The 13,200-nt window shown below is 55.5% G+C and carries 13 protein-coding genes; 8 read left to right on the forward strand and 5 right to left on the reverse strand.

What is annotated here, in order from left to right:
• Nucleotides 1-253: 253 nt before the first annotated feature.
• Nucleotides 254-1,030, reverse strand: a complete 777-nt coding sequence (locus tag P4G45_RS06320; RefSeq protein WP_348268824.1) for a metal ABC transporter permease — start codon at nucleotides 1,028-1,030, stop codon at nucleotides 254-256.
• Complete coding sequence (locus P4G45_RS06325; protein WP_348268825.1) at nucleotides 1,027-1,749, reverse strand: metal ABC transporter ATP-binding protein; 723 nt, start codon at nucleotides 1,747-1,749, stop codon at nucleotides 1,027-1,029. The genes P4G45_RS06320 and P4G45_RS06325 overlap by 4 nt, the downstream gene beginning before the upstream one ends.
• Before the next feature lie 344 nt (nucleotides 1,750-2,093).
• Between P4G45_RS06325 and P4G45_RS06330 the strand changes: the two genes are divergently transcribed.
• Both P4G45_RS06330 and P4G45_RS06335 read left to right on the forward strand, forming a co-directional pair.
• Nucleotides 2,094-2,660, forward strand: a complete 567-nt coding sequence (locus tag P4G45_RS06330; RefSeq protein WP_348268826.1) for a nitroreductase family protein — start codon at nucleotides 2,094-2,096, stop codon at nucleotides 2,658-2,660.
• 49 nt (nucleotides 2,661-2,709) lie between these two features.
• Nucleotides 2,710-2,871, forward strand: coding sequence for a hypothetical protein (locus P4G45_RS06335; protein WP_348268827.1), 162 nt, complete (start codon nucleotides 2,710-2,712; stop codon nucleotides 2,869-2,871).
• A gap of 28 nt (nucleotides 2,872-2,899) precedes the next feature.
• Here the strand turns inward: P4G45_RS06335 and P4G45_RS06340 are convergent, their stop codons facing one another.
• Entirely contained in the window at nucleotides 2,900-3,865 is a 966-nt protein-coding gene (locus P4G45_RS06340) for a bifunctional enoyl-CoA hydratase/phosphate acetyltransferase (protein ID WP_348268828.1), read from the reverse strand.
• A 225-nt stretch (nucleotides 3,866-4,090) separates the two neighbouring features.
• Here P4G45_RS06340 and ppsA point away from each other — a divergent pair, with 225 nt between their 5' ends.
• The 4 genes from ppsA to P4G45_RS06360 all read left to right on the forward strand — a co-directional run bounded on the left by ppsA (nucleotide 4,091) and on the right by P4G45_RS06360 (nucleotide 9,901).
• Nucleotides 4,091-6,508: a phosphoenolpyruvate synthase gene (ppsA, locus tag P4G45_RS06345; protein WP_348268829.1), complete on the forward strand. Its 2,418-nt coding sequence runs from the start codon at nucleotides 4,091-4,093 to the stop codon at nucleotides 6,506-6,508.
• A 505-nt stretch (nucleotides 6,509-7,013) separates the two neighbouring features.
• Nucleotides 7,014-7,919: a phytanoyl-CoA dioxygenase family protein gene (locus tag P4G45_RS06350; RefSeq protein WP_348268830.1), complete on the forward strand. Its 906-nt coding sequence runs from the start codon at nucleotides 7,014-7,016 to the stop codon at nucleotides 7,917-7,919.
• 121 nt (nucleotides 7,920-8,040) lie between these two features.
• Entirely contained in the window at nucleotides 8,041-9,114 is a 1,074-nt protein-coding gene (locus P4G45_RS06355; RefSeq protein WP_348268831.1) for an alcohol dehydrogenase catalytic domain-containing protein, read from the forward strand.
• Complete coding sequence (locus P4G45_RS06360; protein ID WP_348268832.1) at nucleotides 9,107-9,901, forward strand: alpha/beta hydrolase-fold protein; 795 nt, start codon at nucleotides 9,107-9,109, stop codon at nucleotides 9,899-9,901. The genes P4G45_RS06355 and P4G45_RS06360 overlap by 8 nt, the downstream gene beginning before the upstream one ends.
• A 104-nt stretch (nucleotides 9,902-10,005) precedes the next feature.
• On the opposite strand, the gene pdxS is transcribed toward P4G45_RS06360, so the two are convergent.
• Nucleotides 10,006-10,959 carry a pyridoxal 5'-phosphate synthase lyase subunit PdxS gene (gene pdxS, locus P4G45_RS06365; protein ID WP_348268833.1) on the reverse strand — a complete coding sequence of 318 codons (954 nt, stop codon included), beginning with the start codon at nucleotides 10,957-10,959 and terminating at the stop codon, nucleotides 10,006-10,008.
• Nucleotides 10,960-11,188: 229 nt separating this feature from the next.
• On the opposite strand from pdxS, the gene P4G45_RS06370 reads away from it, so the two are divergent.
• Nucleotides 11,189-11,911 carry a glycosyltransferase gene (locus tag P4G45_RS06370; RefSeq protein WP_348268834.1) on the forward strand — a complete coding sequence of 241 codons (723 nt, stop codon included), beginning with the start codon at nucleotides 11,189-11,191 and terminating at the stop codon, nucleotides 11,909-11,911.
• On the opposite strand, the gene P4G45_RS06375 is transcribed toward P4G45_RS06370, so the two are convergent.
• Nucleotides 11,908-12,396 (reverse strand): PaaI family thioesterase, encoded by a 489-nt coding sequence (locus P4G45_RS06375; RefSeq protein WP_348268835.1) that lies wholly within the window; start codon nucleotides 12,394-12,396, stop codon nucleotides 11,908-11,910. The genes P4G45_RS06370 and P4G45_RS06375 overlap by 4 nt on opposite strands.
• 97 nt (nucleotides 12,397-12,493) lie before the next feature.
• Between P4G45_RS06375 and P4G45_RS06380 the strand changes: the two genes are divergently transcribed.
• Nucleotides 12,494-13,144 (forward strand): DUF4126 domain-containing protein, encoded by a 651-nt coding sequence (locus P4G45_RS06380; RefSeq protein ID WP_348268836.1) that lies wholly within the window; start codon nucleotides 12,494-12,496, stop codon nucleotides 13,142-13,144.
• The last annotated feature ends 56 nt before the right edge of the window (nucleotides 13,145-13,200 follow it).

The following is a 13,200-nucleotide window of genomic DNA, read 5'->3' on the forward strand; positions in this document are numbered from 1 at the left end:
CGACAATCACAACCTATATGTCCAAGCCCGCCAGCGAGGGCTTCACCCCAACCGTTTCGACCAAACTTCGCAAATGTGATCCGGAGAATAACTTTCAGAGGGTGCTTTCTAAATGCTTTGCCAAACGTTCCACAGGCCTTATCAATGTCATTCAATGTAGACACGCGATCCTCGATGCAGCAATCACATTGCTAATGAATCCAGCGTTGATGATCAAACCGCTGAGAGTGCCAAACCAAAGACGCCGTCAATCTTAGGCTGATTTGCGCAGCAGGCTTACTGCAAAGAGCGCAGCCGCTGCCATCGTGGTGGCTGGCCCAAGACTAAGGCCTCGAAACATATAGTCGCTTGATATTAATCCCAGTGCAACCGCTACCATTCCCGCTATAGAAGAAGTCCACAAAAAACCCGAGAGGTTATTTGACAATTGGCGTCCAGTTGCTGCCGGAAGCATAATCAAAGCTCCCGCAAGCAGCGCGCCCATGAACCTTAAGCCGATGAGCACAACCAGCGAGAAAACGAGCAAGAAGTATAGGTTGAGACGGTTCGCTTTGACACCCATCGCGACCGCTAGTTCAGGAGAAAATAGAGTTAGCACCAACTCATCTTTGAAACGAAATATGAAGAAGAGGATAAGTAAGACCGCCAGTAACCCTCCCGTAAAACTGAAAAAGGAAAGCGGTTGGAATTTCCCGAAAAACGCATCCACAAGATCTTCCTGGGGTGTTAGAGCCGCCCCGATTGCCAGAGAACTGGCAAAGACGACTGCGATGGTCGCATCGGTTGCGAGACCAGTTCGTTTCTGCAATTGCGCGATCAATAGGGTTCCCAGAAGGAGCGAGCAAGCTCCCCCCGCCAAAGGATGTAGATGAAACATGAATGCGAGCCCGAGGCCGGGAAGCGCGAGGTGGGAGATCACATCTCCTGCGAGAAGCATGCGCCTCATGAGCGCGAAACAGCCTAAGAGTCCCGCCGCGGTCGCGAATAATAAGGTCAGCAACACTGCATAAATATTGTGCGGGTGATTCATGACTGCGGCTCCCGATGACTGTCTCGGTGCATATAATATTGCTGCGGTGCGGCGTAGGCAGCGGTCAGAACGTCTTGCGTGAGGATTTTGTCAGGAGTGCCGATACAGGGCGCTCCCTTAGACAAGCACAGGACCAGATTCGCCGAACGGTGGACGACGCTAAGATCGTGGGATACAAGAAGAATCGTCAAACCCCATTGCGTCTTCAAATTCTCCACCAATTCATAAATCCGTTCTTCTTCGAGTTCGTCCAGGCTCGCAGTAGGTTCATCAAACAAGAGGACGGTCGGCTTTCCCAGAAGTGCCATTGCAATCAAAAGCTTTTGAAATTGTCCTCCGGAGACTATGCCTATACTCGTTTCCATAAGTTCGGTGGTCATGCCCACTTGGTCAGCCACGTCCTGAATGTTACCCCGTGGCAACTTCAGATAATGCGCCTTTGCCTCAAGCAAATCACGAACCAGTAGGGGAATTTGACGATCAGCACTGATCTTTTGTGGAACGTAGCCTAACCGGACATGAGAGGGCCATAGAATGACCCCTTCATATGGAACCAGGTGTAGCAGCGCCTTGAGTAAGACTGTCTTGCCAGAACCATTTGGACCAATAATCGCAAGCGTGTCACCGGACGGTATGTCGAAGCTCAGATCGCGGATAACCGCATGATCTCCAAATGCAACCGTCAAATTGCGTACTGAAAGGAGATTGTCTCTATTCACGCAGTATCCTATCGGTCCCGGTAATCAGGCGATTTCGGAGTCGACCCGTGCTCCATAGAACTAACGCAAACACAAACGGCAATCTGTGATGTAGGTCACCTTTCCATAATGCCGAGTCAGAGCAACCACGACTGGAATCCTGTTGTCGATCAACTCAGCCTTTGATGACTACCTACAAACGGGATCGCATCGACTCGTTATATCTGCTATTATTCCCTCGCCGACAGCCGCCACCCCACGTCAGCCTTGCCTCGAGCACCCTGAAGTGAAATCCGCCGTTAGGGTGATTGAAAACGACTGATAATGGGGTGTCGAATGGATTTCCGGGCAAACGAGGTAGAGCCATGGAGTTCAGGGATGTTCTTCAGAATAGACGCTCGGTGCGGGAATATCAGGACACACCGATAGAGTCCCAAACAGTTCAATCTCTCATCGATGCAGCGATTCTGGCTCCAAGCGCAGTGAACAGTCAACCATGGGAATTTTGGGTTGTGCTCGGAAGGCAACGAATTGATGATCTTTCAGATAGAGCCAAGACCTGGCTCGTTGAGAAGGTCGCACACAATCCCACTGCCGAAGCGGGCCAGCAACGGCAGTTTCTTGCTACGCCTAAACTTTCGCTGCTGTACCACGCTCCAGTACTCGTGCTTGTTGCAGCAAAGTCATTTGAGAAGCAGGCCAGCGAGGATTGTTGTCTGACGGCGCTCTCATTGATGTTAAGCGCCCGAGACTCAGGGATCGGAACATGCTGGATCGGATTGACCAGGCCTTGGTTCAATCTCGCCGCGACGAAGATCGAATTGGGAATTCCGGAAACCGATAATGTGGTCGCTCCTCTTGTACTGGGATATCCGAAGGAATGGCCTGAGGCGCCTGGCCGGAATCCGGCGGTCATACATTGGGTTCCTTGAGGTGCGACGAGAGACGCGTCCGGTCCGCCTCATTCTGAGGATGAGGTGGTTGCCCACGATCAACCAGACTCGCCAGTTCGGCAGCTTTTGGGCAGTGGACCAGATTTCGCTGACGATCTACGCCGGTAATGGCGGTAGATTTTATGCCGCACTTTGCCGCGACGGGCAAGGCTTTTTCGTGAATGGCGGCGCTATGGGTCTTGACACGTGATTACCCAGTCCACTGAGCAATACGGATTTTAAGCATTCTGTCCCTTTGCTGGACGATGCACAAGTACAGACGCTACAGCACACGATGCGACTCTTGAATTGACTGAGTCGGCGCGACTGGTGAGGATAATCGGCACTTTTGCTCCCATAACGATTCCCGCCGAGCGTGCTCCTCCGAGGTATTCAAGCTCCTTGGCAAGCATGTTTCCGGCTTCTAGATCGGGCGCAACGAGAATATCTGCTTCTCCAGCCACCGGCGACTTCAGGTCTTTTCGGAGTGCCGCCTCTGCACTTACTGCAGTATCAAATGCCAGTGGGCCATCCAGGATCGCTCCCGTAATCTGACCGCGATCTGCCATCTTGCAAAGCGCGGCGGCATCCACAGTCGACATCATCTTCGAACAGACCGTTTCGACGGCGGACAGAATGGCAACTCTAGGCTCCGAAACGCCGAGGGCATGAGCGAGATCGATCGCATTCTGTACTATATCGACCTTGTCTTCGAGCGATGGGGAGATATTGAGTGCGGAGTCGGTGATGAAGAGTACCTGCCGGTGATAAAGCGGAGCTTCCATAATAAAGATGTGACTGATTCGACGAGATGTGCGGAGACCTTGTTCTTTCAATACCGCGTGCATCAAAACATCCGTATGCAAGCTGCCTTTCATCAGCGAAGCGGAACGACCCGACCGGCAGAGCTCAACACTTTGGATCGCAGCATCTTCCTCTGTATTCGCCTCCATGATCGGATAAGTCTCAATATTGAGACCTTCTCGATCGGCGATTTCCCGAATTTCTCGCTCATTCCCCACCAGTACCGGCAGTATCAAACCGCTCCTGGCCGCCTCCACCGCTCCCGCAAGAGATACAGAACTGCAGGGCCAGCAGACGGCGACAGGAATCGCCTTCTGACGCTGGCAAGCTCGAATCAACGATTCGAACAGGTCCTCGTTCTGCAGTACCTGGGATGATTCAGAAAGAGACGCATCCGACATTTTTCACCTTCGACTTTGCGCTGAAATTACAGTGACTGAAATTGTCGCGCTGCGCGGTGATGCATATCACAGATACGACAATGGGCCCATTCTCTTTCATGTCACGGTAATCCAGCGCGGGCGGAATCTGGACCTGCGCGAATGTGACTGGCGTCACGGTCGATTTTGGTCGAATCCGCTATCGTTCGAAAGATATTGCTTCCGCAGATTCACGGGGGAGTTACCATGAACCGGTCCTTCATCTTGAACTTCTCTGAAATACGAATCAGTGATTTACCTCGGGTCGGCGGAAAGAACGCATCCCTTGGCGAACTATTCGCTGCATTGAAACCGAAGGGTGTAGGTGTTGTGGACGGATTTGCCATTACTACTGACGCTTACTGGCTGCTGTTGGAGGCAAACGGATTGAGGTCAAAACTGGAACAGATTCTCTCTAATCTGGATCCTGAAGACCTGGAGAAGTTGGCTGTGGCTGGACAGGCTGCACGAAGCAGCATTCTGGAGACGCCGCTCCCAGAAGGTCTACGACTTTCAGTTTCAGGCGCCTATAAGGAGTTGGTGCAGCGCGTCGGACGAGAGGTCGAGCTTGCGGTCCGCTCGTCGGCAAGTGCAGAAGATTTGCCGGAAGCGTCCTTTGCGGGTGCCGCAGAGACCTTTCTCAACATTCGAGGCGAAGACGCCCTGCTTCGAGCTATACACCAGTGCTTCGCTTCTTTATTTACAGATAGAGCGATCAGTTATCGCGCTCGGCAGGGCTTTGGCCAACTCAAGGTGGCACTCTCAGTCGGTGTAATGCCGATGGTCCGGTCGGATCTTGCTACTTCGGGTGTGATCTTCACGCTGGATACGGAGTCGGGTTTCCGCGATGTCGTAACAGTCACTGGCTCTTACGGATTAGGCGAGTTCGTGGTCCAGGGCGTGGTAACACCTGATGAATGGCAGGTGTTCAAGCCAACGCTGCGACAGAATTTCGAACCTATTATCTCCAGACACGTAGGGTCAAAAGAGGTTCGGCTGGTCTATGCCCATGGTACCCGCTCCACCCAAAGTGAGGCGACACCCCCATCTGAGCGCGAGCGGTACTGTTTGAATGATGCGGAGGTCCTTCAGCTAACGCGATGGGCTTGCCTGATAGAAGACCATTACTCGGAGCTAGCAGGCCGGCCTCAACCGATGGACATTGAATGGGCCAAGGATGGATCCACGGGAGATCTATTCATAGTTCAAGCTCGCCCAGAGACAGTGCATTCGGCCAAGTCAGCCAAGCGAAGCGTCGCCGTCTATCAACTGCGCGCGAAACCCCCTGCCCCACTTGTTGCCGGTCAGGCCGTAGGAGAAAAGATTGCTGTTGGGCCGGTGCGCGTAATTACAGATATTGCCAAGCTGCAGGAAGTTCAAGCGGGAGATGTCCTTGTGGCAGAAAACACTGATCCCGATTGGGAACCGGTAATGCGCCGAGCGGCAGCAATTGTGACCAACCAGGGTGGTCGCACCGCACACGCTGCGATTGTCTCACGTGAGTTTGGGATCCCTTGCATCGTTGGTACCGGAAATGCGACCTCCATCCTGGAAAACGGGCGGGAGGTGACAGTGTGTTGCGCCGAAGGCAGTGAAGGTCATGTTTATGCTGGTCGAATACCATTCGACGTCAAGCTGATTGATGCCAGCGTCGTTCCTAAGACTCGAACCAAAATCATGTTAATCATCGGTGATCCAGGCCAGGCATTTCATCTGGCGGCAATTCCTAATGAGGGAGTGGGGCTCGCCCGCATTGAGTTTATCGTTACGAATCACATAGGGATTCATCCGATGGCTCTCGCACAATTCCCTAATCTCAAAGATTCGAAGGCCGTCATAGAGATTCGTAGACGGATAAACTGCGAAGATCCGAAAGAGTACTTTATCAGCCGCTTGAGCGAAGGCATAGCGCGAATAGCTGCTGCTTTTTATCCCAAACCGGTCATTGTGCGCACAAGTGACTTCAAAACCAATGAATATGCGGGCTTGCTCGGAGGAGCGGAATTCGAACCGAAGGAAGAGAATCCTATGATTGGGTTCCGCGGAGCGTCGCGTTACTATGACCCACGTTACTCACCCGGCTTTGCCCTTGAGTGCGCCGCGCTTGCCAGGGTGCGGGACAAGATGGGCCTCACAAATTTGAAAGTGATGATTCCTTTCTGCCGCACGGTTGACGAGGGTCGCAAGGTGGTAGAAATAATGGCCCACAACGGGCTCCGCCAAGGGCAAAACGGACTGGAGATCTATGTGATGTGTGAGATTCCGGCCAATGTCGTTGCAGCCGATGAGTTCCTGAAGGTATTCGACGGGTATTCCATCGGTTCAAACGATTTGACCCAACTCACGCTTGGACTTGACCGGGATTCAGGCACCGTAGCCCATATCTTCGATGAAAACAATCTCGCGGTGCGGCGCCTGATAGCTGAAGCTATTCGCGCGGCACATCTGGCAAAGAAACCCATTGGTATCTGCGGGCAAGCACCCTCGGACTTACCTGATTTCGCAGAATGGTTAGTGGAGCAGGGTATCGACTCCATATCGCTTAACCCCGATACCGCCATCAAAACAACACTACACATTGCAGCGGCGGAAGCCCGAAGCTATGTACTCGATCGTTCCGCCTGAAGCAGTGGCGGTCTGCGCCCCTCACTCTCGGGAGTCCCGTTCTTCTCTCTCAGGACCGACACGCGGGTACCGTTTTCGATCCCTCAGACTTGAATGCCGATGTCCAGATTGCAGCATCGACCTGATCCTGAGAACCCCAAATGTGCATATGGATTTTGAAGCAAACCTTCAAAATGCGGATGGAAGCCTTGGAAATCAAGGACTGGTGTTTGTATGCGTGGCCTCTGCGTTGATGCGGGAATTGAAAATAGCTCCGGTTAGTCGGCGGGTAAGATCATCTGGAGTGAGGTGAGCATCTCGATGAGATCGATCAACTTCTACGCAACTGCACCTTGAATTGGGGCGATCAGACCGAAAGATGCGCACCCCTCTTGCGGGCGTCGATTTCACATAGGTACGATAGCGCTGCCAGCAATAATATCGTCTTGACACATTTGCAAGCTGCTGCGCAATCGTAACTGATGAAATGCTTCATCACATTTCCGAAACTCAAAGGATGACGACGATGATGGACAGGGAAGACCAATACCGGGAGCTGGATTCACCTTTATCTTTGACGGCGCAGCAGATCGATTTCTATAACCAGAATGGCTACATCAAGCTGAAGCATGTGCTATCGCCGGAGTTGCTGGAGGACTACCGTCGCGTCATTACGGAGTGCGTCGCCGAGTTGTCCGCCGATGCGGTCCCGATGGAAAAGCGGAGCACCTACGGCAAAGCCTTCCTTCAAGTCATGAATCTCTGGACTCAGTCCGAAAGGGTGAAGGAGTTCGTCTTCGGCAAACGGCTGGCGCGCATCGCCTCTGACTTGATGGGCGCGACCGGCGTGCGTATTTATCACGACCAGGCCCTCTACAAGGAAGCAGGTGGGGGGATTACCCCGTGGCACGCTGACCAGTACTATTGGCCCGTAGCGAGCGACAAGATGGTGACCGCGTGGATACCACTTCAGGACACTCCACTGGAGATGGGACCGCTTGCATTCTGCGAAAAGAGTCATCGGTTTCAGATTGGCCGCGATCTCGAGATCAGCGATGAGAGCGAGATTACGCTCAAGCAGGCACTCAGCACTTTCAAACTGGAGGAGAGTGCCTTCGATCTCGGGGAGGTAAGTTTTCACGGAGGATGGACGTTTCATCGCGCAGGAGCGAACACCACAGATCGTCCACGCGAGGTGATGACCATCATCTACATGGATGAAGATATGCGGCTTGTCAAGCCAAAGAACAAGAATCAGATCGCCGATAGCGAACGTTGGTGTCCCGGCATAGAGATCGGAGGGGTGGTCGCGTCATCCTTGAACCCGATTATTTACTCGACTAAATCTGCTCAGCCGCTACATGGAAACCAGCTTGACACGTCCAGCAAGGAAGAAATCTTCGCTGATGTGGGTTTGCCGCAAGGAAACTGACTCCCGGCGATCCACGCCGACATCTCGCATGAATACGTCATGTTGGCCATTTTCTCCTATTGGCCACGCCGCGGGGACAATCGAGCCACATTCCGGCTCACGGATCTAATAAAGGAGAAGCATGGACGTAAGCGCAGCAGTTACTGATGGTGAAGGAGTATTCGTAATTGAGACAATTGGTATCGACGCGCCCGCGCGCGGTGAGGTGCTGGTCGCCATCAAAGCAAGTGGGGTCTGCCACACGGATTGGGACTCGCTTTACTGGAAGAAGCGGCTGGTGCTTGGTCACGAGGGAGCGGGAGAGGTGCTGGCCGTCGGCGAGGGAGTTACGCAGTTCGAGCCCGGCGACCGCATCATGTTGAACTGGGCGATACCATGCGGCGTCTGTTTTCAGTGCAAGCGGTGCAACGAAAATATCTGCGAAAACCGCGGCACCGTGCCCGATGAGCGATATCATCATGACCGCGGGCCGCTGAATGCATCGTTCAACCTGGGCACAATGGCGACGCACGCAATCGTGCCCGAAGCAGCCGTGCTGAAGCTTCCCTCCGGAGTTCCTTATGAAGTGGCCGCCATTATGGGTTGCGCGGTGATGACCGGCTTCGGGTCAGCGGTGAATGCGGCACAGGTCGCGGAAGGCAGCACCGTCGTAGTGCTCGGTTGCGGCGGCGTCGGGCTCAGCACGATCCTAGGCGCGCTGTACCGAAAAGCGGCGCGCGTGATCGCAGTCGATGTCAATCCTGCGCGGCTTGAATTTGCCACGCTGTTCGGTGCTACGGAGACGCTGCTGGCCGATCGCAAGGACAAAGGACTGCTCGATGCTGCGAAAGAAGTGAAGCGGCTCAATGGCGGCCGCGGCGCCGATTACGCCTTCGAGTGCACTGCAGTTCCGGAACTCGGTGCCGCGCCTCTCGCCGTGGTACGCAGCGGCGGTACCGCGATCGGCGTCAGTGGAATAGAACAGGTGGTCCCTTTGGATATGGAACTCTTCGAGTGGAATAAGACCTACATCAATCCGCTCTACGGTTCCTGCCGTCCCCAGCGTGACTTCCCGCTGCTGATCGATCTCTATCTGAAGAAGCAGCTGCCGCTTGATGCGATGGTCACCCGTACCTACCCGCTCGTCTCTCTCGACCAGGCGTTCAAGGACATGCACGCCGGCATCAACTCCAAAGGAGTGCTTGTCTTTGATTAAATCGTTCCATACTGTGGAGCTCTCCGACCCTGCATACGAGCGCGAGGGTTTGCGAGTTGCAACCGTAAAGAGCCGCGCACTGGGCCGTCGCGCCGATGTAACGGTGTGGGTGCCCTCCGCGCAAAAGATCGACAGACTATTAATCCTTCTGCATGGAGTTTATGGCAGTCATTGGGCGTGGTCGCAAAAGGCCGGCGTCCATCGCACGGCCCAACATATGATGGATGCCGGTGAGATCGCGCCGATGGTCATCGCCATGCCAAGTGACGGCCTTGGCCGCGACGGCAGCGGTTATCTTACGCAGCCCCATGGCGAAGACGCAGAACGGTGGATCGTTGACGAAATGCCTGCGATCGCGCAACTCGCAGCGTCAGCCCTGTGTACAGATGCGAAGATCGCAATCGCGGGCTTGTCGATGGGCGGTTATGGAGCGCTGCGGCTGGGTGCGAAGTATGCAGATCGCTTCAGCGCAATCTCCGCTCATTCGGCAATTACCGATGTGATGGAGATGCAGAGCTTCACCGAGGAGCCGGTGGGCGAGTACCTGCAATGTGGGCCAAGAGAAGAGCTGAGCGCCATCTACTGGCTTCAAAAACATCGCATGAAGTTGCCAAAGCTACGCTTTGACTGCGGCGTGGATGACCCCCTGATCGAACGCAATCGCGCACTTCATCGCGCATTACAAATAGAAGCCATTGCGCATATCTACGAGGAGTTCGCAGGTGGACATGAATGGCCATACTGGCAGAAGCACGTTGCGGAGACCTTGCGCTTCGCCAGTGAATAATGAGGGAGATTGTGAGCGGTGGATACGCGCTTGGAGAGAAGACACAAAAAGCGGTCACGATTCTGAATCGTGACCGCTTTGGCATCTGTTGTTAGAGGCAGGCTCTACCAGCCGCGCGTTTGCATGAGATCGCGCTCTTCGATGGCGGCTGCGGCGAGACCCTTCATGGTGCCGGTGACGGCTTCTGAGGCTTCGGCCACGATCTGGGGATCGTTGTAGTGGGTGGTCGCGATGACGATGGCCTTGGCGCGGGAGACGGCTTCGGCGCGCTCCTTCGGGTCGTTTTCGACGTCGAGCGGAGTGGCGCGCTCCTTCATGAAGATGCCGGAGCCGACGAAGATGGACTCGGCTCCGAGCTGCATCATCAGGGCCGCGTCGGCGGGCGTGGCGATGCCGCCTGCGCTGAAGTTGGGGACGGGGAGCTTGCCGGCTTTGGCGACCATGCGGACGAGCTCGTAGGGCGCCCCGTGGACCTTGGCGGCGTTGTAGAGTTCGGAATCGTCGAGGACGGTGAGGGCCTTGATCTCGCGGACGATCTGGCGCATGTGCTGGACGGCGTGGACGACGTCGCCGGTACCGGGCTCGCCCTTGGTGCGGATCATGGCTGCGCCTTCAGCGATGCGGCGCAATGCTTCACCTAAGTTGCGGGCTCCGCAGACGAAGGGAGTGGTGAAGGCGTGTTTGTCGATGTGGTAGACCTCGTCGGCCGGGGTGAGGACCTCGGACTCGTCGATGAAGTCGACGCCGAGGGTCTGGAGCACCTGGGCTTCGGCGAAGTGGCCGATGCGCGCCTTGGCCATGACGGGGATGGAGACGGCCGCGACGATCTCCTTGATCAGCTTGGGGTTGGCCATGCGGGCGACGCCGCCCTCGGCGCGAATCATGGCGGGTACGCGCTCGAGCGCCATCACGGAGATGGCACCAGCCTCTTCGGCGATGCGGGCCTGTTCGACGTTCATGACGTCCATGATGACGCCACCTTTGAGCATCTCGGCCAGGCCGGTCTTGAGGCGAAGGGAGGATGAGCCGAAGTTGCCGTTGGTGGTGGGGTCTGCCATGACGATATCTCCTTGCCGCGAGAGACGCGCTGAGGGGTGATTCAGGCTGTTCGCGGGAAAGTTAAGTTTATCAGTTTTAGAGCGATGGATGGAGTCGCGGGAGATTGTTGATGGGGATGAGTCCAGGGGAGAAAGATTTGCTGAAAATTCAAGAAGTATTTATGCGGTGTGCAGGGTCATCTCGTCAAACTAGGCAGAGAGTCAGGTATTGCCAGCGCACGGAGGGCACATGGAAGCTGAGTTGACGATTGTGATTCCTGCGAAGAACGAAGTGAAGATGCTGCCGAAACTGCTGAAGTCGCTTTGCAGGCAGGACTATGAAAACATGGCTCGGACCAGGGTAATTATCGCGGATGCGGGGTCGACCGACGGGACGGCGGCGGCGGCGCTGGGATTTCGCGATCAGTTGAATGTCGAGGTGATTCCGGGAGGATTGCCTTCGGTGGGGAGGAACGCGGGAGCACGGCTGGCGACGACGAGGTTCGTGTTGTTTCTGGACGCGGATGTGGAGCTGCCGGAGCCGACGCTACTGCGGCGGGCGCTGGCGAAGATGCGGCGAGGGGAGCTGCATCTGGCTACGACGAATATAGCGTGCAGGCATGGCGGGTTTTTCGACGATGCACTGTATATGGGAAATAATCTGATGCAGCGGGCGAGTTCGTTCGTGAGCCCTTTTGCTACGGGGATGTTTATGCTGTTTGACCGCGAAGCATTCTGGCGGCTGGGTAGCTTCAATGAGCGGGCGCTGTTTGCGGAGGACTATCTGCTGTCGAAGGGGGTGGCGCGGCAGCGGTTCGGGATCGTGCGGGGTAAGGTGTTGACGACCAACCGGCGGTTCAAGAAGCTTGGGCACGGGCGGATGGTCTGGATGTTCTTCAAGACGATGCTGCATAGCTGGGACGATGGATATTTCTTGCAGGATCAGGGATATTGGGAAGAGGCTGAGGCTTAGATCTGCGGCTGGGTGAGGCCGGCGCGGGCGAGCAGCCTCTCGTCGATGATGATGAAGAGGCCCTTACCGCGAGCGAGCACGGAGCCGTCGGGATACTGGAGTTCGGCGTGGTGAAAGAGCTTGCGGCCTTCGCGGCGAAGGTGTCGGCTGATGAGGAGCAAAGGCTGGTGGAGAGGTGCCGGACGGAGGTAGTCGATCTCCATGTGGCGGGTCATGGCGAGGACTTTGAGCGGGCGATTGAGCTTGCTCATAGCTTCGTCGAGGAGCGTGGCCACGATGCCTCCATGAATGTATCCCGGCGGACCTTCGTGCCGTTGCGTTAGTTGGACGTGAGCGGTGGCCCTAGGAGCATCAGGGTGGGTGGCGTCGATAACGAAGGCGAGATGGAGTCCTTGCTGATTGGCGGCGCCGCAGCCGAAGCAGTGGCTGGCCCGCTCATCCAGCGTTTTATGCAACGTCTCATTCAGTGTTGGGTCTGTTTTCATGGAGGGAAGGGTCTCTTTGATCAATGTATTCGGGCTTTGGAGGTCAATATATACCTCAAGGGCGATTGTTTCGGCAGAGGTATAGAATTCCGTGCACATGGACTTCTCGCCAGCCAATATTACCGGTCTTGTGATTGCTGCCAGCTTTGCGGCAGGGCTCAATATCTATGTTACGGTGCTTACGCTTGGCATCCTGGCGCGGACGCACTGGGTTGCGCTGCCGGCGGGGCTGGATTCACTAGGCTATACGTGGGTGCTGGTGGTGTGCGCGATCATGTTCGCCGTTGAGTTTGTCGCGGACAAGATTCCCGGCTTCGATATTTTTTGGAATGTGCTGCACACTGCTGTTCGTGTGCCGATTGCGGCGTTGGTTGCCTACCATGCGAGCGCGCAGCTTTCACCGCAGATGCAGATCATCGCTACGGGATTGGGCGCGGCGATTGCACTGGCTACGCATAGCTCGAAGACGGCACTGCGAGCCGTGGTGACTCCTAGCCCTGAGCCTGTGTCGAATATTGCGTTGAGCAGCACGGAAGATGTTGTTGCCGTGGGGCTGACGTGGTTTGCCACAGATCATCCTGTGGTGGCGGCTTCGATTGCGGTGGCCTCGTTGGTGGTGGCTGTGTTGGCGGCGCGGGCGCTTTTACGGGCGATCCAGAGGCCTTTGCGGCGATTGTTCGGGACGCCGCCGGTGGATGCCAGGGTGGTCAGCAAGCCTTCTGCTAAGTCAGCGGAAACCGCACGATAAGCGGACGCAATGGTATTCTAGCCGGAATCACCGTGATAGCGAGGCTGTAACTTTTC

This window comes from Edaphobacter paludis (genome assembly GCF_039993895.1).
Lineage (GTDB): Bacteria > Acidobacteriota > Terriglobia > Terriglobales > Acidobacteriaceae > Edaphobacter > Edaphobacter paludis.